Annotated in this window: 24 protein-coding genes and 1 riboswitch; of the genes, 5 read left to right on the top strand and 19 right to left on the bottom strand. The window is 32.4% G+C overall.

Annotated elements, in window-relative coordinates; translation table 11 throughout:
* The first annotated feature begins 44 nt into the window (after positions 1 to 44).
* On the top strand, positions 45 to 1,454 hold the full coding sequence (locus LQ694_RS08530; RefSeq protein ID WP_135015650.1) for an aminotransferase-like domain-containing protein: 1,410 nt from the start codon (positions 45 to 47) through the stop codon (positions 1,452 to 1,454).
* A 118-nt stretch (positions 1,455 to 1,572) separates the two neighbouring features.
* On the opposite strand, the gene sufB is transcribed toward LQ694_RS08530, so the two are convergent.
* Genes sufB through sufC form a run of 5 tightly spaced genes read right to left on the bottom strand, consistent with a single transcriptional unit; the run spans position 1,573 to position 6,845 of the window.
* A complete protein-coding gene (gene sufB, locus LQ694_RS08525) occupies positions 1,573 to 2,970 on the bottom strand; it encodes a Fe-S cluster assembly protein SufB (RefSeq protein WP_025904379.1) in 1,398 nt (465 codons plus the stop codon).
* A 46-nt stretch (positions 2,971 to 3,016) separates the two neighbouring features.
* Positions 3,017 to 3,457, bottom strand: a complete 441-nt coding sequence (sufU, locus tag LQ694_RS08520; protein WP_048540200.1) for a Fe-S cluster assembly sulfur transfer protein SufU — start codon at positions 3,455 to 3,457, stop codon at positions 3,017 to 3,019.
* Positions 3,447 to 4,688, bottom strand: a complete 1,242-nt coding sequence (locus LQ694_RS08515; protein WP_096791141.1) for a cysteine desulfurase — start codon at positions 4,686 to 4,688, stop codon at positions 3,447 to 3,449. The genes sufU and LQ694_RS08515 overlap by 11 nt, the downstream gene beginning before the upstream one ends.
* A gap of 25 nt (positions 4,689 to 4,713) precedes the next feature.
* The gene (sufD, locus tag LQ694_RS08510; RefSeq protein WP_058612416.1) at positions 4,714 to 6,030 is read right to left on the bottom strand and encodes a Fe-S cluster assembly protein SufD; all 1,317 of its coding nucleotides are present in this window, start codon (positions 6,028 to 6,030) and stop codon (positions 4,714 to 4,716) included.
* Between the two features lie 35 nt (positions 6,031 to 6,065).
* Positions 6,066 to 6,845 carry a Fe-S cluster assembly ATPase SufC gene (sufC, locus tag LQ694_RS08505; RefSeq protein WP_048540204.1) on the bottom strand — a complete coding sequence of 260 codons (780 nt, stop codon included), beginning with the start codon at positions 6,843 to 6,845 and terminating at the stop codon, positions 6,066 to 6,068.
* A 339-nt stretch (positions 6,846 to 7,184) separates the two neighbouring features.
* Here sufC and LQ694_RS08500 point away from each other — a divergent pair, with 339 nt between their 5' ends.
* Positions 7,185 to 7,418 carry a hypothetical protein gene (locus LQ694_RS08500; protein ID WP_218696787.1) on the top strand — a complete coding sequence of 78 codons (234 nt, stop codon included), beginning with the start codon at positions 7,185 to 7,187 and terminating at the stop codon, positions 7,416 to 7,418.
* Positions 7,419 to 7,541: 123 nt separating this feature from the next.
* Here the strand turns inward: LQ694_RS08500 and LQ694_RS08495 are convergent, their stop codons facing one another.
* The 8 genes from LQ694_RS08495 to LQ694_RS08460 form a co-directional block, all read right to left on the bottom strand.
* Entirely contained in the window at positions 7,542 to 8,147 is a 606-nt protein-coding gene (locus LQ694_RS08495; RefSeq protein WP_025904373.1) for a short chain dehydrogenase, read from the bottom strand.
* Between the two features lie 130 nt (positions 8,148 to 8,277).
* Positions 8,278 to 9,099, bottom strand: a complete 822-nt coding sequence (locus tag LQ694_RS08490) for a MetQ/NlpA family ABC transporter substrate-binding protein (protein WP_048540210.1) — start codon at positions 9,097 to 9,099, stop codon at positions 8,278 to 8,280.
* A gap of 12 nt (positions 9,100 to 9,111) precedes the next feature.
* On the bottom strand, positions 9,112 to 9,807 hold the full coding sequence (locus LQ694_RS08485; RefSeq protein WP_025904371.1) for a methionine ABC transporter permease: 696 nt from the start codon (positions 9,805 to 9,807) through the stop codon (positions 9,112 to 9,114).
* Positions 9,800 to 10,825 (bottom strand): methionine ABC transporter ATP-binding protein, encoded by a 1,026-nt coding sequence (locus tag LQ694_RS08480; RefSeq protein ID WP_058612661.1) that lies wholly within the window; start codon positions 10,823 to 10,825, stop codon positions 9,800 to 9,802. Before LQ694_RS08480 ends, LQ694_RS08485 begins: the two co-directional genes overlap by 8 nt.
* A gap of 76 nt (positions 10,826 to 10,901) precedes the next feature.
* Positions 10,902 to 11,008, bottom strand: a riboswitch (SAM riboswitch).
* A gap of 29 nt (positions 11,009 to 11,037) precedes the next feature.
* On the bottom strand, positions 11,038 to 11,361 hold the full coding sequence (locus tag LQ694_RS08475) for a thioredoxin family protein (RefSeq protein WP_070368998.1): 324 nt from the start codon (positions 11,359 to 11,361) through the stop codon (positions 11,038 to 11,040).
* On the bottom strand, positions 11,318 to 11,722 hold the full coding sequence (locus LQ694_RS08470; protein WP_058612660.1) for a toprim domain-containing protein: 405 nt from the start codon (positions 11,720 to 11,722) through the stop codon (positions 11,318 to 11,320). Before LQ694_RS08470 ends, LQ694_RS08475 begins: the two co-directional genes overlap by 44 nt.
* A gap of 103 nt (positions 11,723 to 11,825) precedes the next feature.
* Positions 11,826 to 12,206, bottom strand: coding sequence for a glycine cleavage system protein GcvH (gcvH, locus tag LQ694_RS08465; RefSeq protein ID WP_025904367.1), 381 nt, complete (start codon positions 12,204 to 12,206; stop codon positions 11,826 to 11,828).
* A 67-nt stretch (positions 12,207 to 12,273) separates the two neighbouring features.
* The gene (locus tag LQ694_RS08460; RefSeq protein WP_048540217.1) at positions 12,274 to 12,627 is read right to left on the bottom strand and encodes an arsenate reductase family protein; all 354 of its coding nucleotides are present in this window, start codon (positions 12,625 to 12,627) and stop codon (positions 12,274 to 12,276) included.
* 141 nt (positions 12,628 to 12,768) lie between these two features.
* Between LQ694_RS08460 and LQ694_RS08455 the strand changes: the two genes are divergently transcribed.
* Complete coding sequence (locus LQ694_RS08455) at positions 12,769 to 13,089, top strand: thioredoxin family protein (protein ID WP_037588811.1); 321 nt, start codon at positions 12,769 to 12,771, stop codon at positions 13,087 to 13,089.
* 51 nt (positions 13,090 to 13,140) lie between these two features.
* Here the strand turns inward: LQ694_RS08455 and LQ694_RS08450 are convergent, their stop codons facing one another.
* The 3 genes from LQ694_RS08450 to LQ694_RS08440 all read right to left on the bottom strand — a co-directional run bounded on the left by LQ694_RS08450 (position 13,141) and on the right by LQ694_RS08440 (position 15,073).
* The gene (locus tag LQ694_RS08450; RefSeq protein ID WP_049319789.1) at positions 13,141 to 13,680 is read right to left on the bottom strand and encodes a nitroreductase family protein; all 540 of its coding nucleotides are present in this window, start codon (positions 13,678 to 13,680) and stop codon (positions 13,141 to 13,143) included.
* 129 nt (positions 13,681 to 13,809) lie between these two features.
* Positions 13,810 to 14,547, bottom strand: coding sequence for a type I 3-dehydroquinate dehydratase (gene aroD / locus LQ694_RS08445; RefSeq protein ID WP_070368999.1), 738 nt, complete (start codon positions 14,545 to 14,547; stop codon positions 13,810 to 13,812).
* Between the two features lie 112 nt (positions 14,548 to 14,659).
* Positions 14,660 to 15,073 (bottom strand): universal stress protein, encoded by a 414-nt coding sequence (locus tag LQ694_RS08440; protein WP_049319787.1) that lies wholly within the window; start codon positions 15,071 to 15,073, stop codon positions 14,660 to 14,662.
* 271 nt (positions 15,074 to 15,344) lie between these two features.
* On the opposite strand from LQ694_RS08440, the gene LQ694_RS08435 reads away from it, so the two are divergent.
* Positions 15,345 to 16,139, top strand: a complete 795-nt coding sequence (locus LQ694_RS08435; protein WP_048540225.1) for a DUF4352 domain-containing protein — start codon at positions 15,345 to 15,347, stop codon at positions 16,137 to 16,139.
* A gap of 69 nt (positions 16,140 to 16,208) precedes the next feature.
* Here LQ694_RS08435 and LQ694_RS08430 read toward each other — a convergent pair whose 3' ends face one another.
* Together LQ694_RS08430 and LQ694_RS08425 are read right to left on the bottom strand one after the other, a co-directional pair.
* Positions 16,209 to 16,391: a CsbD family protein gene (locus tag LQ694_RS08430; RefSeq protein ID WP_058612655.1), complete on the bottom strand. Its 183-nt coding sequence runs from the start codon at positions 16,389 to 16,391 to the stop codon at positions 16,209 to 16,211.
* 86 nt (positions 16,392 to 16,477) lie between these two features.
* On the bottom strand, positions 16,478 to 17,440 hold the full coding sequence (locus LQ694_RS08425; RefSeq protein ID WP_058612654.1) for a DMT family transporter: 963 nt from the start codon (positions 17,438 to 17,440) through the stop codon (positions 16,478 to 16,480).
* 139 nt (positions 17,441 to 17,579) lie between these two features.
* On the opposite strand from LQ694_RS08425, the gene LQ694_RS08420 reads away from it, so the two are divergent.
* Entirely contained in the window at positions 17,580 to 17,996 is a 417-nt protein-coding gene (locus LQ694_RS08420; RefSeq protein WP_025904358.1) for an organic hydroperoxide resistance protein, read from the top strand.
* A 61-nt stretch (positions 17,997 to 18,057) separates the two neighbouring features.
* Here LQ694_RS08420 and LQ694_RS08415 read toward each other — a convergent pair whose 3' ends face one another.
* Positions 18,058 to 19,458 (bottom strand): MFS transporter, encoded by a 1,401-nt coding sequence (locus LQ694_RS08415; protein ID WP_049319785.1) that lies wholly within the window; start codon positions 19,456 to 19,458, stop codon positions 18,058 to 18,060.
* Positions 19,459 to 19,547 lie beyond the last annotated feature (89 nt).

Genomic DNA, 19,547 nt, shown 5'->3' with positions numbered 1-19,547 from the left:
CAATTATATTTATAATCATACAACCAATTTTTGAGAGGTGATTTATCATTAAATATAAAGAAATAGCTTCATATATACGGGATAAAATAATGCGTGGTGAATGGTTTTATGGAATGCGTATTCCTTCCCAAAGAATTTTAGCAAAACAATTTAATGTGAATAGAGTAACTGTTATCAAAAGTATAGAGTTATTAGAAGCAGAAGGCTTTGTTTATACTATGATTGGAAGTGGTACTTACGTAAATAACTATTTGGATGAAGGTTACATTTCAACCAAATGGACAGAAATGATGAAGTGGTCTTATAGTAGTAGGAGTGATTATACTGTTCAATTAATTAATAAATTTGAAACTGATTTAAATTACATTCATATTAGTAAAGGTGAGTTATCTGAAGATCTACTACCTCATTTATATTTAAAAAATGCTTTAAAGGAAGTTTCAAAATACATAGGTAATTTATCTTTTGGTTACAATAACGGATTTGGATATAACAAATTACGTAAATTAATAGCAAATAGATTACAACATGAAGGTATAAATGTTACCCAAAATAATATCCTTATAACTTCAGGGGCACTTCATGCAATTCATCTATTAACAACTGGTTTTTTAAGTCAAAACGCATTAGTATTTTCGTTTACCCCTTCATACATTGATTCAACTCATATCTTTAACACGTCTAATTTAAAACAAATAAAGATTCCATATAGCAATAATCAACAATTTAATAAGACAATTCAAAAATATCATCACTATAAAGACAAAGTAATATACGTAGAATCTACATTTAACAATCCTACTGGTCAGTCTTTATCATCTCATAGTAAAGAAAACATCATTAAGTTAAGTAGTCGCCACAATATACCTGTAATTGAGGATGATATCTATAGAGATTTATGGTTTGAAGAAAAGCCCTCTCCTCCGTTAAAATCATTTGATAATATTGGTAAAGTTTTTTATATAAGTAGTTTTTCAAAAACTCTTGCGCCAGCATTAAGAATTGGTTGGATTGCCGCTTCAGAAAAAGTTATAGAACAATTAGCCGATATCAGAATGCAAAGTGATTATGGTTCTAGTATATTATCACAAGCAGTTGTATATGAAATGCTTAAAAGCGGTGACTATGATATTCATTTAACGAGACTAAGAAAAATTTTAAAAGACAAACAAAACTATATGTTAACAATATTAGATAAATTATTCTCTACAATAGCTACATGGCATATACCATTAGGAGGATTTTTTATATGGATAAAGTTTAAAGATGGTGTAAATACGAAGAAATTATTTTTAGACTTACTTCATAAAGAAAAAATTTTGTTGAACCCAGGATTTATCTATGGCGGCGAAGAAAATACTATTCGATTATCTTATTCATATGAAACTACAGATAATATAGAGTTCGCACTTCATAAAATTCATGAGTACGTAAAACATTGCATAGATAATTAACCAAATAAAAAAGCACGATAGATTACACAAATTTGACAACATTTATAAAATAAATGGTATCGAATTGGTATCAATCGTGCTTTTTTTATCTACAATAGTATTGGAATAAGGTTAAAACTTATCCAATTGAACCTTCCATTTCGAATTTGATTAGACGGTTCATTTCTACTGCATATTCCATTGGTAATTCTTTTGTAAATGGTTCGATGAAGCCCATTACGATCATTTCAGTTGCTTCTTCTTCTGAAATACCACGGCTCATTAGGTAGAATAATTGTTCTTCAGATACTTTAGAAACTTTCGCTTCGTGTTCTAATGAAATGTTATCGTTCATGATTTCATTGTAAGGAATTGTATCTGATGTAGATTCGTTATCCATAATTAATGTGTCACATTCAATGTTTGAACGTGCGCCAGTTGCTTTACGTCCGAAGTGTACTTGACCACGGTAAACAACTTTACCACCATTTTTAGAAATTGATTTAGAAACAATTGTTGATGACGTATTAGGTGCTTTATGAATCATTTTTGCACCAGCATCTTGAACTTGTCCTTTACCTGCAAGTGCGATAGATAAAGTCATACCTCTAGCGCCTTCTTCAAGTAAGAAACAAGATGGGTATTTCATTGTTAATTTAGATCCTAAGTTACCATCAATCCATTCCATCGTACCATTTTCATATACGAAAGTACGTTTAGTAACTAAGTTATAAACATTGTTAGCCCAGTTTTGGATTGTTGTATAACGGCAGTATGCATCTTTCTTAACGATAATTTCAACTACAGCTGAGTGTAATGAATTAGTCGTATAAACAGGTGCTGTACAACCTTCTACATAGTGTACTGAAGAACCTTCATCAGCAATAATTAATGTTCTTTCAAATTGACCCATGTTTTCAGAGTTAATTCTGAAGTAAGCTTGAAGTGGTGTTTCTAATTTTACGCCTTTCGGTACGTAAATGAATGATCCACCAGACCAAACTGCTGAGTTTAATGCTGAGAATTTATTATCTGCAGCTGGAATAACACTTGCGAAATATTCTTTGAATAATTCTTCATTTTCACGTAATGCTGAATCAGTATCTTTGAAGATAATACCTTGTTCTTCTAAGTCTTGTTCCATGTTATGGTAAACAACTTCTGATTCATATTGCGCAGATACACCTGCAAGATACTTTTGTTCTGCTTCAGGAATACCTAATTTATCGAAAGTATTTTTAATTTCTTCTGGTACTTCATCCCATGAACGCTCTGAACGTTCTGATGGTTTAACGTAGTATGTGATTTCATCAAAGTTTAACTCTGTTAAATCGCCACCCCACATTGGCATTGGCATTTTGTAAAATTGTTTTAATGATTTCAAACGAAAATCAAGCATCCATTGTGGTTCGTCTTTCATTTCAGATATTTTTTTAACGATTTCTTCTGTTAAACCTCTACCTGAACGGAAAATAGAAACGTCTTCATCATGGAAGCCATATTTATAATCTCCAACTTCTGGTGATTTTTTAGCCATTTTCTTCACTCCTCTTTTATAATAGCGTTCGCCCATTTTTCAAAAGTTACGCGTTATTTTGCTCTTTTGTTCCTTTTTCAAATGCTTTCCATGCTAAAGTAGCGCATTTGATTCTTGCTGGGAATTTAGATACACCTGATAGTGCTTCTATATCTCCCATTTCTTCTGTAATTTCGTAGGATTCACCAAGCATCATGTTTGAGAATTCTTGACTCATTTCTAATGCTTCTTCAATTGTATGACCTTTAACCGCTTCAGTCATCATAGATGCGCTAGACATTGAAATAGAGCAACCTTCACCTTCAAACTTAGCATCTTTAATAACATTATCTTCTACATCTAATGTTAAGCGGATGCGATCTCCACATGTCGGATTGTTCATATCTATTGTTAGAGAGCCATCTTCAAGAACGCCTTTATTACGAGGATTCTTATAGTGGTCCATAATGACAGAACGGTATAGTTGATCTAAATTGTTAAAATTCATAAGAGAAAAACTCCTTCGCGCCATTTAGTGCCTGAATGAGTTGGTCAACATCTTCAGTAGTATTATAAATATAGAAACTTGCTCTTGCTGTTGAAGATTGGTTTAACCATTTCATTAATGGTTGTGCACAATGGTGACCTGCTCTTACAGCTACGCCTTCAGAATCTAATGCTGTTGCTAAATCATGTGGGTGAACACCTTCTACATTAAATGTAATTAATCCAGCTCTTTTATCAGGTGTAGGTCCATATATTTCAAGTCCATCAATTTTAGACATTTCATTGTAAGCATAATTCACAAGATCATACTCATGTTGATGAATGTTATCTAAACCGATAGCATCAATATATTTAATCGCTTCAGCTAAAGCAATTGCTTCTGCAATAAGCGGTGTACCAGCTTCGAATTTCGTTGGTAAGTCTGTCCATGTTGCATCTTCTAATCCAACAAAATCAATCATATCTCCACCAAATTCTATTGGTTCCATCTTATCTAATAAATCACGTTTACCATATAAGACACCTATACCAGTAGGGCCTAACATTTTATGACCACTAAAGCTAAAGAAGTCTACATCTAAATCTTGAACATCCACTTTCATATGTGGTGCTGACTGCGCACCATCTACTGCAATAACAGCATTATGACGATGTGCGACTTCTGCAATATATTTAACATCATTGATTGTACCTAATACGTTAGACACATGAGCGACTGCGACAATTTTAGTTCGATCATTTATCGTACTTTCGATTGCGTCTCTTTCAAGTTCGCCACTTTCTGACATTGGAATAAATTTAAGTTTAGCACCTGTTCTTTTAGCAAGCTGTTGCCATGGCACGATGTTCGCATGATGTTCCATTTGTGTGACAACAATTTCATCATCTTCAGAAACATTTGCATCACCGTAACTATGCGCCACTAAGTTGATTGCAGTTGTAGTTCCTCTTGTGAATACAACTTCTTCAAAATATTGTGCATTTATAAATCTTCTAACAGTTTCTCGTGCTTTTTCATAAGCATCCGTAGCAAGTGTACCTAGTGTATGCACACCTCGGTGAACATTAGAGTTATAACGGTTGTAGTAATCTACAATGCTATCAGTGACTTGAGTAGGTGTTTGACTTGTGGCTGATGAATCTAAATACACGAGTCTACTACCGTTAACTTGTTGTTCTAATATCGGAAAATCTTTTATAATTTTTTCTACATTAAATGTTGATTCGGCCACATTATCAGACCTTTCTGTGCCTTTTTTATATTTGTGTTGTTACTTTTAATTCAATAACTTCACGTAATTGACGTTTAACGTCTTCGATTGGCAATGCAGATACAACTGGATCAAGGAAACCGTGAATAACTAAACGTTCTGCTTCTTCACGAGAAATACCTCTACTCATTAAGTAATAAAGTTGAGTTGGATCTACTCTACCTACTGAAGCTGCGTGTCCTGCTGTTACATCATCTTCATCAATTAATAAGATTGGGTTTGCATCTCCACGTGCTTTTTCAGATAACATAAGAACACGAGATTCTTGTTGAGCATCTGCTTTCGTACCACCGTGTTTGATATAACCAATACCATTAAAGATTGAAGAAGAACTATCTTTCATAACACCATGTTTCAAGATATGGCCATTAGATTCTTTACCATATTGAATGATTTGTGTTGTAAAGTTTTGTTTTTGTTCTCCACGACCAACTACGACTGTTTTTAAGTTACAGTTTGAACGGTCACCCATTAAATAAGTCGTGTTGTCGTTAATTGTACTACCGTCATTCATTAAACCTAAAGCCCAATCAATTGTAGCATCAGCTGCTGCTGTACCACGACGGATAATGTGACCAGTAAAGCCTTTATCCATGAAATCAACTGTACCGTAAGTAATGTTTGAGTTTGCACCAGCAATTACTTCAGAAATGATATTTAACTGACCTTCGTTTGAAGATACTGTAGATAAATAGTTTTCAACGTAAGTTAATTCTGCACTTTCTTCAGTTACGATAATCGCATGGTTGAAGAAACTTGCATCGCTATCATCATGTAATACAACGTATTGAACAGGATCTTCTACAACAACATTTTTAGGTACGTATACAAATACACCACCGTTAACTAATGCTGCGTGTAAAGCTGTTAATCTATGTTCATCAACTTTAACTGCGTCTGTCATGAAGTATTTTTGTACTAAATCACTATTTTCAATTAAAGCTGTTTTTAAATCTTTAATTACAACGCCTTGTTCGACTAATTTTTCATCTACTTTAGTAAAAGCAGGTGTATTATTATGTTGAACAATTAAGTTTGTAGCATTTTCAGTATCGATAATTTTACGAACTGATTCTGGTAAATTGTCGATAGTATCAAATGTTTCACTTGTAACAGCATGTGTTTTGAATGAATCAAAATCCCATCTGTCAATTTTTGTTTTGTCTGGTTTAGGCATTTCTAATGTATCTAATTTTTGAAAACTTTCTTTTCTTAAATCAGTCATCCATTGTGGTTCATTTTGAGATGCTGAATAATTAACTAAGTCTTCAACGTTAATATTTAACTTTGTTTCAGTTGCCATTTATACTCCTCCTACTTGACTATCATAATCATATATTATTCAGCGTTAATTGTTTCGTCTTCAATGTTAAGTTCTTCTTTAATCCACTCGTAACCTTCTTCTTCAAGACGTTTTGCTAATTCTTCGCCACCTGATTTAACAACTCTACCTTGCATCATAACGTGTACAAAGTCAGGTGTAATATAGTTTAATAATCTTTGATAGTGAGTAATAATTAAACAACCAAAGTCTTCTCCACGCATTTTGTTAATACCTTTTGATACAACTTTTAATGCGTCAATATCTAAACCTGAGTCAATTTCATCTAAAATTGCAAATTTAGGTTCTAACATCATTAATTGAAGAATTTCGTTACGTTTCTTCTCACCGCCAGAGAAACCTTCGTTTAGGTATCTTTGAGCCATATCTTGGTCCATTTCTAATAGATCCATTTGTTTATCTAATTGCTTAATGAATTGCATTAAGTTAATTTCGTCGCCTTCTTCACGTTTAGCGTTAATTGCAGAACGTAAGAAATCAGCATTTGTTACACCAGAAATTTCTGATGGGTATTGCATAGCTAGGAATAAACCAGCTTGCGCACGCTCGTCAACTTCCATTTCTAATACATTTTCACCATCAAGAAGTACTTCACCTTGTGTTACTTCATAACTAGGATGACCCATGATTGCAGATGATAAAGTTGATTTACCAGTACCGTTAGGTCCCATGATTGCGTGGATTTCACCTTGTTTGATAGTTAAATCTACACCTTTAAGAATTTTCTTACCTTCGATTTCTACGTGTAAATCTTTGATTTCTAATATTGATGCCATATTATTTTTCCCTCCAGAGAATTTATTCACATTTAAAAAAGATAACCCTACATTATCTTTTCTAGTTTATAATAATTTTAATGTAACGTCAAAGTTTGCTGTGAATCTTTACCCTTAATATTATAACGTAGTTACACGGGCAAATAAACATTTTCGCTTTATTTATATAGAAGAAACTGTTCATATAAAGTATTTTTCTGAAATGTTTTTCAAATGATAATCATTTCAATTAATTCTCAATTTATAAATATTCTATTTCAACGTCTTCCGTATGCCTTTCTATCCAATATATACTATAATGATGATAAATAAATATGCAGTTTATGAAAGGAAAATTACATGAAACGCTATGAACAATTTGCATTCGTTATAAGTGCAATATGCGCATTTATACTTTTATTAAATTTAGTCAATGTTATTAATTTGAGTAGTATCTTAAACACATTATTAACTGCTGCTACTATTATTACAATCGCTACATTCAACGTTAGGAATTACAGATTTGTCGGTATCATATTGTATGCCATTGCGGTATTTATGCTGATTATTTATTTCTTTAACGGATATATTTAAGTTTTGATTATCTCACGATATCTACCAGTCTTCGTGCACCTTGACTATAATTTCATCTCTACTAAAACAAAAAGCAGTCGACTCTCCATTTAAAAAGGGAGATCGACTGCTTTTTGTTAAATATTATTCATAAACTCGGTATGTTTGACCGGAATGAATACCTTCTACACTTTTCAAGTATGCTTTAGCGGCTTTTTTAGCTGGGACTGCTTGATAACCTTTAAAGAAATCACCATAATCTTCGAGTGCTTCTTCAATTACATTTGGACTTACATTATTAATTCTTAAGTCACGTTTTAATTCATATGCAGCTGATTTCACAAATGCTTGAATACCACCACCAGCCATTGCTGATGAAACGCCACCTTTGATTGGTTCGTCCATAATAACACCAGTTGTTAATGTGAAACTTCCACCATCATTAATATAATGTTGTCCAATCAGTACTAAGTTGATTTGTCCAAGTAATTTACTCGTAACAGCAACTTCATTTGATTCAGGTGTTAAGTCAGATAAATCATCAAAATTAGCTGCACCTGCAGTAGAAACAACTGCATCTACATTTTGAATTTGTTCAAACATTAACTTAATATCTTCTACATTCGACATATCCATTTGATAGTCACCTGAATTACGTCCAACTTTCACAACTTCATGTCCATTTGACGCAAGTTCTTCTGCCACTGCTGAACCAATAGTACCATTAGCACCAACTAATATAATCTTCATAATTTACCACCTTTTCATTTAATTAAATAAATTTTATCTATAAATGAAAGCATACACAAACATAATGTTCAAAGATGAGTAATTATACAAAAAACATCTAACCTTATGGCTAGATGTTTTTTCAAACTTATTACTTAGCTGCGATTACAGCTCCGTCGTATTTCTTGTTGATGAAGTCTTTAATTTCTTTAGATTGTAAGACTTTCATTAAAGCTTTAATTTGTTTGTCGTCTTTATGACCTTTTTGAACTGCAATTAAGTTTGCATATGGTGAATCTTTTCCTTCTACTGCAATTGAATCTTTAAGTGGATTTAATCCTTGTTCGATTGCAAAGTTAGAGTTGATGATTGTAGCGTCACCTTCGTCTGCTTGATAAGATTTAGGTAAAAATTCTGCTGATTGTTTATTGTTGAATTTAATATTTTTCTTGTTTTCTACAATATCATCAAATGTTGCGTCAACTGGTTTAACACCATCTTTAATTTTGATTAGTCCTTCTTTAACGAAGAATGATAAGAATCTACCTTCTTCAGCTGGATTGTTTGAAACATAGACTGTTGCATTTTTTGGTAAGTCAGATAATTTTTTATATTTCTTAGAGTAAACTGCCATTGGCTCTAAATGTACGTTACCTGCTGATTCAATTTTATATCCTTTTTCTTTTGATTCAGTTTTTAAGTATGGTGTATGTTGGAAGAAGTTAGCATCAAGTTCACCTTTATCTAATAATTTGTTAGGTGTTGTGTAATCATTAATTGTCTTGATTTCTAAGTCATAACCTTCTTTTTTAAGAAGTGGTTTAGCTTCTTCTAAAATTTCAGCATGAGGTGCTGGTGATGCACCAATTTTAATTGTTTCGTTCTTTTCTTTCTTGTCGCCACTACCGCCACCACATGCTACTAGTACGACTGTTAAAATTGAAATAAATAATAACCCAAATACTTTTTTCATTAAAAACACTCCTTAACGTTTATCAATTCTTTTTACAATTAAATCTCCAATAAATTGGATGACAAAAACAATAATTAAAATAAAGATTGTTGAAATTAAAATGACGTCATTTTGATTTCGTGTAAATCCAGTTAGGTAAGCTAAGTTACCTAAGCCCCCTGCACCAATTACACCGGCTATAGCAGTTGATCCAACTAAAGCAATAGCTGTAACTGTGATTCCCGATACTAAAGCAGGTAATGATTCTTTTATTAATACTTTTCGAACAACTGTCCAAGTAGTAGCACCCATAGAAACTGCCGCTTCAATAACACCTTTATCAATTTCTTTCATGCCGATTTCAACAAGTCTTGCATAAAATGGTGATGCACCAATAATCAATGCTGGTAAAGCGCCTTTAGGTCCACTAATTGTACCTAGTAAGATGTCCGTAAAAGGTAGTAATAATAATATTAAAATGATAAATGGAATAGCTCTAAATAGGTTCACAACAAATGAAACGATTGAATAGAATACACGTGAACTTTTAGATGTTCCTCTTGATGTTAAAAATAGTAAAGTTCCTAAGATTAATCCAAATACTAAAGTAAATACTGTAGAAATAATCGTCATATATAACGTTTCATACAATGCTTCCCATACAGCATCCCATCGTACGTTAGGCATCGTGACCATTTCTGTTATGATATCTCCAAATGATTTATTCACCAACGTTCACCTCTACTTTCACGCCTAGATTATTCAATTCTTGCTTAATTGCTTCTTTAGAATAATCTCCTTGAGGTAAATGAACGATCATATGTCCAAATGTACCATTTTGAGTTAATTTAACGTCACCTTCGATAACGTTAATATCGATATTATAAGTTTTTATAATTTTCGCTAACACTGGATCAGAACTTGTTCCACCAACGAAGTTTAATTTCCAAATTTCACCATTTGGTTGTTCTTTCTTAAAGTCTTGTAAAGTTCTTTGTAAATCATCTGCTTTAAGATCATCTTTAACGAATCGTTGTGTAACATAAGTTTGAGGGTTATTAAATACGTTAATAACTTCTCCCTCTTCAACAAACTTACCGTTCTCCATGACTGCTACGTGGTCACAAATTTTTCTAATGACATGCATTTCATGTGTAATTAGTATGATTGTTAAATCTAGTTCTTTATTAATATCTACTAATAAATCTAATATTTCATCAGTAGTTTGCGGATCGAGTGCACTTGTTGCTTCGTCACATAATAAGACATGTGGATCATTAGCAAGTGCACGGGCAATACCAACTCTTTGTTTTTGCCCTCCTGATAATTGTGAAGGATATGCATTCTCGCGTCCTTCTAATCCAACTCTTTTAATGAGTTCTTTTGTTCTCTCATTAATTTCACTTTTAGATACACCAGCGATTTCTAATGGAAATGCGATGTTATCTTTAACTGTTCTAGACCAAAGTAAGTTGAAATGTTGGAAAATCATGCTTACTTTTTGTCTTTTTAATCTGAGGTCTTGCTTTGATAATTGACCGATATTCGCACCGTCTACAATTACTTCTCCCTCAGTTGGTGTTTCTAGGCCATTAAACATACGTATAAGCGTACTTTTACCTGCACCAGAAAAACCAATTACACCATATATACTTCCTTTATCTATGTTTAAGTCAACATGGTCAACAGCTGTTATGTTACCTTTTTTTGTTTTGAAAGTTTTAACAACTTTATTTAATTCGATCAAATCTGTTGCCTCCTAATCTCTAAATTAAAAACGCCTCACTCTTTAAAATAAGAGAAAGGCGTCAAAAATTGTCTTTCTCTCATCTCCAAAAGTTAACACTTTTTGTGAATTGGCACCATTTCATATTTATATGACGGTTGCCGGGCTTCAAAGGGCACATCCCTCCACCACTCTTGATAAGAGTTATTACGTATTTAATTAAATTCATACTATCATGATAAGTTTTTATCGTCAATAACTTTTTGAATATTCTCTACAATATACGGAACAGACTGAAAGGCATAAATCCGACGGATAACTTGATCTTTATGCATGATAAAAAGTACGGGTACTGACATGATTTCAAATTCTTTACAGAATTCTGGGAAAAAATTCAAGTCACACTTATTAATAGGTAATTGTGTCACTTGGTTTGCAATATCTAACATGCGTTCTGATATTTTGCACGTTCCACATGTTGGCGTATATCCAAATAATAAATGGATATCTTTATCAAAATGCTTGTATATATCGTTCAATATTTCTGTGTGTTTCATGGTAACGATACTTCCCTTTCAATACAAAATCATTCTTAACAATAAATCCATGATAGTTTAACACATTCGCTAAATATTGTCTTGGACAGCGCGCTACTTCAGAAAATGTAGAATCTATATAAATATGCTGACTTTCACTTGCATATTTCTTAAACCATTTTCTAATTTTCTTACCTTCTTTATCTTGATCTACTAAGACATATACTTGAGAACCGAATATCTCTTCAAGTAGCTCATCCATTTTTTCGACACCCATCGTTCCATGGGTACAAATGATATGAACATGATCATTTAATACTTCTTCCACTCGTTTTTTATCAGAAATACCTTCTACGATTATAATCTTTTTAATCATCGCCATGAATATCACCTTCTACAAATGAGATAGTATTGCTGTTCAGTTTCATGATAAATATTTCAAAAAAACTCCATGACACATCAGTATCGTGGAGTTTAATGTTATGTTATTCACCTATCATTTCGCTATAAGCGTCTGCATCTAATAATTCATCTAATTGAGCTTTATCAGATAGTTCAACTTTGACCATCCAAGCTTTATCATATGATGATTCATTAACAAACTCAGGGCTGTCTTCTAGTTCTTCGTTTACTTCAACGACTTTACCAGATAATGGTGCATATAGTTCAGAAACTGTTTTAACAGATTCTACACTACCGAATGAATCTCCACTAGTTAATTCGTCACCTTCTTCTGGCAACTCAACAAACACAATGTCCCCTAATTCTGATTGAGCAAAATCAGTAATACCGATTGTTACGATATCTCCATCTACTTTTACCCATTCATGTTCTTTTGAATATTTTAACTCACTAGGCACTGTCAAAGTAATCCCCTCCTATATGTAATTCAATTATAATCATGACATAAAGCCATTATTCAAGCAACTATTTTTATAACCAAGTTTGACGATATTCGTCTTCATTAAAACCAAGTGTCACTTTATTTCCTAAAACAGCTAAAGGTCTTTTAATTAACATGCCATCAGATGCTAACAAATCAAACTTTTCGTTGTCTGATAAATCATCCATTTTATCTTTTAATCCCAATTCGCGATATTTAGCGCCTCGAGTATTAAATAATTGATTTACATTGATGTCTGTCCCATCAATGATATCTTTTAATTCTTTAGCTGTTGGTGTTAATTGAGTAATATCAATCGGTTCAAAACTGGCACCGTTCATTTCTAAGAACTTTGCTGCTTTTTTACAAGTTGTACAATTAGGATATTGATAAAATTTTATCATGTCTTTACCTCCATATGTCTATTTAATTTCATTATAACAATATTAGTACAGAACATGTAGTAATGAGTTAAATATTTTTTTAAATATTAGAAATAAGATATACTTACCTTATAATCATTATTTCTAAGGAGCAGAATAAATATGAGAACAATAAGTCAATATGCTGAATTTGAAGAGATTACACAAAGTGATGAACCAGTTGTCGTTAAATTCTTCGCAGATTGGTGCCCAGATTGCACTAGAATGAATCAATGGATCGATCCAATTATTGATGAATACAATCAATACAATTGGTATCAAATTAATCGTGACCAAGTTCCTGAAGCAGCAACTGAAAATGATGTAATGGGTATTCCAAGTTTATTAGTATTTAAAAACAACGAAAAACTTGCACACTTACATTCAGCAAATGCAAAAACACCAGAAGATGTTAAAGCATTCTTAGCTGAGAACTTAAAATAATCATATTAAAACCCACAATTGAGCTCACGAACTCATTTGTGGGTTTTCTTTTTACCATTCAGTAATTAATGATTTATTTTTTCTTTCCATCACTTTAACACTTGAATCTTTTTCAGTTAAATATAAAAATCCACATACATCTTCATCATCATGAGCGCCGACTGTTTTTCTAAATGATGGATTAAAGATAAATGCAGGTGTTTTCCAACATGAGCCCATTCCCTCATCATGCATTAGTAACATTAAGTTTTGTACAAATGCGCCGATTGCCATTTGATTTTCAAGGTTTTCTTTTTGTCTTGAGTCTCGTTTCGACAAGATGACAAACATGCCACCCACTTTAGTAACTTTATTAATATATTTTTCTTGTTTAGCTGGATCATTAACAAATGCCGATTCAGCAACTTCTTCAGCAAATTCAGGAATTTGTTTTTTATTAATATACACAAGTCTCCAAGGTTCTCTCATACCATGGTTCGGCGCGTATGTTGCTAAATCAACTAAAGAAAATACTTTTTCTTCGTCTATATACATTTCATAATCATAATTTTTGACGCTTCTTCTTTCTTTAATCGCTTTCTTTAATTCCATTATTTACACTCCTAATTCATTGATAATTATTATCAATTGTATCATAAAATAAAGAAGCGAGATAGAAATCTAAAATTGTCTAAAAAGATTTCTACACTCGCTTCATCAATATTATGCATAATGCAGTGATTAATTTTGATATAAAGCTAACTGCTCTTTAATATCTTTAACATGAATTTGACCTGGTGCTGCTTCTTTACCAACAAATCCGTAAGTAAATTTAGATCCAAACATACCACCAGTAATTCTTGTCATCTTACCTAATTCACCCATCGAGATACCGATCACATCAATATCCAACTTATGATAAGCTCTGTTCATAGCATTTAACATCGATAATAAATGACGTTCATTTTGTGGCATCACGGCTAACTTGCCAATATTCGCACCTAACTCTGCCATTTTCTCATATGTGACAAACATTTCTTCAACATCTGGCGTCGACTTAAAGTCATGATGTGAAATAATAATTTTAACATCATTATGCTGAGCTTTTGTAATACAATTCATAAGATTATCTTCATACGTATCGAGTTGAATATCGACGTATTCAGCTTTTTTGTTACATATAATATCTTGCATAATCTTGTAATATGTTTCATGATCAAAGTCACCATGACCGCCTTGTCCTACTGAACGATAAGTGAACAAAATTGGCGCATCATGATATGCACTTTTAAATTGCTCTAATGTTTCCTTAATGTTTTCAATTGAAGTATTTTTTAAAGTATCTGCTCTAAATTCAACAATATCTATTGAATCTTTGTGAGCATTGAGTTCTTGCACTGTTTTTTCAATATCATCTTGAGTTTCTAATGAAATCGTTGCAACGATATACGGAAACGCTTTCTTTTGTCCATCAGTCATAGTCATTCCTCCAATATGCTTCTATTTTCATTTTACATGAGTCGAGGACTTTTTTCTATGAAACGATGCATGATGATTCAAGAAATCTATTACTTAAATCAATATACTTTTTCTACTTAACAATTAATACAGGAATTTTAGCTCTTTTAGCTACTTTATGGCTGACACTACCTAATACCATTTTATCTGTGTCTTCTGCTTTTCTATTACTTAACACAACGATATCAAAATCACCACTATTTGCTCTATGCACTAATTCCGTTTTAGGATTTCCTTTCGCAAATTCAATTTTATATTGAATGTTGTGTTTATGGAAATAGTCTAAGATATGCTTCATCGATTCTTGACGTTTTTCTTGTATTTCATCTAAATGAACACCCATTCTAACTGAAGCTTGTAGGTCTTTATCAGCGACTACATTAAGTAATGTAACTTCAGAACCTTCTCCGACAAGGTGATTAATTTGTTCTAAAACCTTTTGATTTTTCATTTCTGTATCAATGCCAAACAAAATATTTTTATACATATTTATCACTCCTTTATAACTATATTACCCCTTTTTGCATAAAATTTACAAATATTCATATTCTACAAAATCATTAAATATTAAAGTACTATTAAATTTTTATAAATTTAATAATAAGTCTAGATTTATTTCCCAGTTTACTATAAACTAAAAATAATTAATAATTAACACAATTGTTTATCAATAGTTGAAAACTTTCACACAAGAATTTCGATTATATTAAAACAATAATTTTTTATTAAAATAAAGTAATGAATAAGGGGGAAATATTATGGCTAATTCTAATCAATCAGATCAGAATCCTTTTAATCAAAACACCTCAGAACAACAAAATAATCCATTTAACGAAACAAATGGTAATAATCAGCAACAACAATCGGGAGACGGTAATGGCTCTAGTATGAAACCTTGGTTATTCGGCTGTGGTGGATGTTTAGTTATATTCATTATTTTAGCTGTTATTTTAGGCGCATGTGCTGCTGGTCCAATCAAAGACCAAATCGATGAGTTTACGAACAAAACAGAAGAAAAATCAACTGAAGAGAACTCAACAGAAGAAGAAACAACTGAGGAGTCTACTGAGGAAGAAACGACTGAAGAGTCTACTACTGAAGAATCTACAACAGAAGAAAATACAGATGAAGATGATAACGATTCATCTATCGTCGATAGACAAACATCAGTTGGTAACGGGATTAGTGCAATCGGTACTAAGATTACAGTTGAAAGAGCCGAATATGTTAACCCACCATCTGATGGTACTAAACCATTAAAAGATAAAATATTAAAAGTTAACTACAAACTTGAAAATATTAATAACTCTAGCTTAATCGTTGGAGATGCTAACTTCGGTGTTACAGCTGATGGAAGCAGAGTTTCAAAATACTATGGTATGAATGACAAAAATGACGGATTCTCATTCAGTCTTAAACCTGGAGAATCTGACACTGGGTATGTATACTACGATGTTCCTGAAGCGGATCAATATGACGTACAATTACAATTACGTTCATCAGATAAACGTTACAAAATGAAATGGGAAATCGATAAAGACGATGTAAAGTAAATAAAAAGCCATTAGACAGTCATCGTGTCTAATGGCTTTTCTTATGCTTTAAACAAATTAGAAAACGTATTATTTCTTAAATTTATCGATAACTTCGTTCGCTTTATCTTTAACATTTTCTACTGCTTCTTTAGCTTTGCCTGAAGCTTTATCTTTTTTACCTTCAGTTTCTAGGTCTTTGTTATCCGTTGCATTACCAACTGTTTCTTTAACGTTACCTTTTGCTTGTTCGAATTTGCTTTCGTCTGCCATTTTATATCACCCTTCATTAAACTTTATTGAATGATTGACCATTCTTTTATATTTTACCCTGTAAGAGGACTTTTAAACGCCTCACGTCATATTTTTTTGAAAAATTTCCCAAAAGAAATATGATCGATAAAACTATATATACACATACCTATTATTATGAGCGCTATACCTATCATACTTAAACCATTTGGTAACGGTAAGCCTAGTAGTATCATTTCACCAATAATAGCAAATACAACTTCTAATGATTGCGTTGCTTCGACTGCTGCTAATTGTTCCTGGTTATCCTTTACAATATTTGTAGCATAGAAAAATAGAATTGTTGCGATAATGCCTGAAAATAGTGCGACGATAAATGCTTGTACGACTTGACTAGAAGAAGGTAATCCTTCTTTAAGTACGCCAACAACAAATATAACAATCCAAATAGGCAATGTGACTAAAGTCATGCCAAATACACGTTCAATTGTACCGAGTTCACCATTCACAACTTGCATCATTTTTCTATTTCCCAAAGGATAACTAAATGCTGCAATTAAAATCGGTAAGAAACCTAATAAAAATAAGTTCAATTTAATCTGACTTGCTTGAGGAATTTGGATAATGATAATACCGATAAACATAATGCTTGAAATCAATAATGATCGCCATGGGATTTTATGTCTAACGATTGTTTCTTTACCATTTATCACAACTGTCTCTACAAATAATGGCGCCAATATCATGCCACAAATAATTGTTATTTGCCAAGTACCTGAAATCAACCACCCCGGGCTATACTCTGCTGAAAAGGTTATAGGTACATAAAATAATACAAAACCTACTGCACTCCATATGAACCAAGCCTTCTTCTCTTGTTGAATATGCTTTAAAACAAATTTTGTTCTTCCCTTAATGAGTACAAACAAATATAAAAATGGCAGCATAAAAATAAAACGTAAAGAGGAACTAAAATACCAACTTCCGCCATCATTAGCCATCATATGATTAACGACAAATGTAACTGCAAAAAATAAAGCTGCCAAGACACCTATTAAGATTGCTTTCATGTTGTGACCTCTCTTATTTTGATATTGTATATTATTTCATATTTCCGGCAATTTATATATGCTAATTTATAATTTATAGATGATTTAAAAAATAATATACGGGTAAATAGATAGTATACTTTAAAGGAGGTATTTTTTTATGGCAACTCATTATGAAACAAAAGCTACAAACACAGGTGGACGTAAAGGTCATGTTTACACTGATGATAAAGCAATCGATGTAGATGTATTACCACCACAACAAGCAGATGGTAATGCCACTAATCCAGAACAACTTTTCGCAGCAGGCTACGCTTCATGCTTCAACGGTGCTTTTGATTTAATTTTAAAACAAAACAAAGTTCGTGATGCTGAACCAGAAGTTACGTTAACAGTTCGTTTAGTTGATGACGAAAATGCTGAAAGTCCTAAATTAGAAGTAGATATTGCCGCAAAAGTAAAAAACGTATCTCAAGAAGACGCAGAAAAATATTTAAAAGCAGCGCACGATTTCTGCCCATACTCTAAAGCAACACGTGGAAATATTGACGTAAACTTAGAAGTAGAAGCTGTTTAATTGAATATAAATCACAAAAAAGTAAGGACTGAGACAAAATTTTGTCTCAGTCCTTACTTTTCTATGATTTATTTGTTTCTTCGTGATTCCACCAAAGTGCATCTTTCGGATTTTCATATACTTCTTGTAAGTCTTCTTTATTATCAACATTTGGATAAGATCCTCTTAATGACTTATTAGACGTTGTTTTAAACATAAATAAGAAGATAACAAGTCCAATGACATTAATCAATGTTAAATAATAAGATGGTGCAATTTTTTGACCAGTTGTTTCGACTAATGTTGTTAAAATAAATGGTGTTAAACCACCAAATATCGCTGCACCAATATTGTAAACAAGTGATAATGTTCTTAGTCTAACTTTTGTATAGAAAATACTTGGTAATACAGATGGCATAACACCTTCAAATGTAGACATAAACAGTGCAATGATAAACAGTCCTAAAATAACAATTGGTATTGAAGGAATACTCATTAACCAGAAGGCTAATACTGAGAATAAACTAAATCCTATTAATCCAAATAAAATGGTATTTTTATTCCCTACTTTATCACTGTACCAACCAAAGAAGAATACTGCTGGGATCATTGCTGCCATCGTTAACGTACTTAATAAACTACTCATCGTACCACCTAAATCTAAAGTGCCATTTAAGAATGACGGCATATATGATAATACCATGTAATTAGCAACGTTTAAAAAAGCTACACCTGCGAAACAAACAATGATATCTCTCCAATATTTTCTGAAAATATCTTTATAAGAGTACTCAAGTTCTTCTTGTTCCTCAAGTGTTGTTTCATAAGCTGGACTTTCATCTAAATTATTTCTTAAATACACACCTATAATACCAAGTGGTGCAGCTATAATGAATGGGATTCTCCAACCCCAAGCTGCCATTTGATCATCACTTAATAGTGCATACATAATCCCTACTAAAGCAGCGGCTAAAATACTCCCGGATAAAGTACCAATTTCAAGTCCACTACCGAGTCTACCTCTCGTCTTATCAGGTGATATTTCTGCAATGTATGTCATCGCACCGGCATACTCACCACCAGTAGAGAACGATTGAATCATTCTAATAATTAATAATAAAATTGGTGCCCAAATACCGATTTGGTGTTGTGTCGGTAATAATCCTAGAGCAAGCGTAGATAAAGCCATCATAATAATTGTAGTTGAAAGGACGACTTTACGACCATGTTTATCTCCTAAATGACTAAAGAATATACCACCAATCGGTCTTACTATAAATGCAAAAGCAAATACCGCAAATGTTGATGCAAGTTGAATTTCTTTCGGCATATTACCAAAGAAATTCATACTGATAATGACGGCTAGCTGAGCATATAGACCGAAGTCAAACCACTCTATCGCATTACCAATACCTGTTGCAACGACCGTTTTTTTCGTTTTACTGGCGTCGACAACATTAACGTTCTTTCTTTTAAACTTCATAATTATAAACACTCCCCATTTTGTCTATATAATCATATAACCTAATAAAATGGTTTTAATCAGAAAATTCAATATTTTATTAATTGAAC

The sequence above is a fragment of the Mammaliicoccus sp. P-M58 genome (assembly GCF_022386165.1).
GTDB classification, from domain to species: domain Bacteria; phylum Bacillota; class Bacilli; order Staphylococcales; family Staphylococcaceae; genus Mammaliicoccus; species Mammaliicoccus sciuri.
Note: the sequence above shows the minus strand (reverse complement) of the source record. Positions and strands in the feature narration are given on the sequence as shown.

Excerpts from the sequence above, each read along its gene's own strand:
- sufU (WP_048540200.1), bottom strand. The coding sequence starts at position 3,457 with ATGAATTTTAACAATTTAGATCAACTATACCGTTCTGTCATTATGGAC.
- sufC (WP_048540204.1), bottom strand. The coding sequence starts at position 6,845 with ATGGCATCAATATTAGAAATCAAAGATTTACACGTAGAAATCGAAGGT.
- LQ694_RS08430 (WP_058612655.1), bottom strand. The coding sequence starts at position 16,391 with ATGGCAGACGAAAGCAAATTCGAACAAGCAAAAGGTAACGTTAAAGAA.
- LQ694_RS08450 (WP_049319789.1), bottom strand. The coding sequence starts at position 13,680 with ATGGAATTAAAGAAAGCGATTAAAGAAAGAAGAAGCGTCAAAAATTAT.
- LQ694_RS08460 (WP_048540217.1), bottom strand. The coding sequence starts at position 12,627 with ATGATAAAATTTTATCAATATCCTAATTGTACAACTTGTAAAAAAGCA.
- aroD (WP_070368999.1), bottom strand. The coding sequence starts at position 14,547 with ATGACTGATGGACAAAAGAAAGCGTTTCCGTATATCGTTGCAACGATT.
- LQ694_RS08495 (WP_025904373.1), bottom strand. The coding sequence starts at position 8,147 with ATGAAGATTATATTAGTTGGTGCTAATGGTACTATTGGTTCAGCAGTG.
- LQ694_RS08440 (WP_049319787.1), bottom strand. The coding sequence starts at position 15,073 with ATGTATAAAAATATTTTGTTTGGCATTGATACAGAAATGAAAAATCAA.
- LQ694_RS08470 (WP_058612660.1), bottom strand. The coding sequence starts at position 11,722 with ATGGCGATGATTAAAAAGATTATAATCGTAGAAGGTATTTCTGATAAA.
- LQ694_RS08435 (WP_048540225.1), top strand. The coding sequence starts at position 15,345 with ATGGCTAATTCTAATCAATCAGATCAGAATCCTTTTAATCAAAACACC.
- LQ694_RS08500 (WP_218696787.1), top strand. The coding sequence starts at position 7,185 with ATGAAACGCTATGAACAATTTGCATTCGTTATAAGTGCAATATGCGCA.
- LQ694_RS08455 (WP_037588811.1), top strand. The coding sequence starts at position 12,769 with ATGAGAACAATAAGTCAATATGCTGAATTTGAAGAGATTACACAAAGT.
- sufD (WP_058612416.1), bottom strand. The coding sequence starts at position 6,030 with ATGGCAACTGAAACAAAGTTAAATATTAACGTTGAAGACTTAGTTAAT.
- LQ694_RS08420 (WP_025904358.1), top strand. The coding sequence starts at position 17,580 with ATGGCAACTCATTATGAAACAAAAGCTACAAACACAGGTGGACGTAAA.
- LQ694_RS08415 (WP_049319785.1), bottom strand. The coding sequence starts at position 19,458 with ATGAAGTTTAAAAGAAAGAACGTTAATGTTGTCGACGCCAGTAAAACG.
- sufB (WP_025904379.1), bottom strand. The coding sequence starts at position 2,970 with ATGGCTAAAAAATCACCAGAAGTTGGAGATTATAAATATGGCTTCCAT.
- LQ694_RS08475 (WP_070368998.1), bottom strand. The coding sequence starts at position 11,361 with ATGAAACACACAGAAATATTGAACGATATATACAAGCATTTTGATAAA.
- LQ694_RS08490 (WP_048540210.1), bottom strand. The coding sequence starts at position 9,099 with ATGAAAAAAGTATTTGGGTTATTATTTATTTCAATTTTAACAGTCGTA.
- LQ694_RS08425 (WP_058612654.1), bottom strand. The coding sequence starts at position 17,440 with ATGAAAGCAATCTTAATAGGTGTCTTGGCAGCTTTATTTTTTGCAGTT.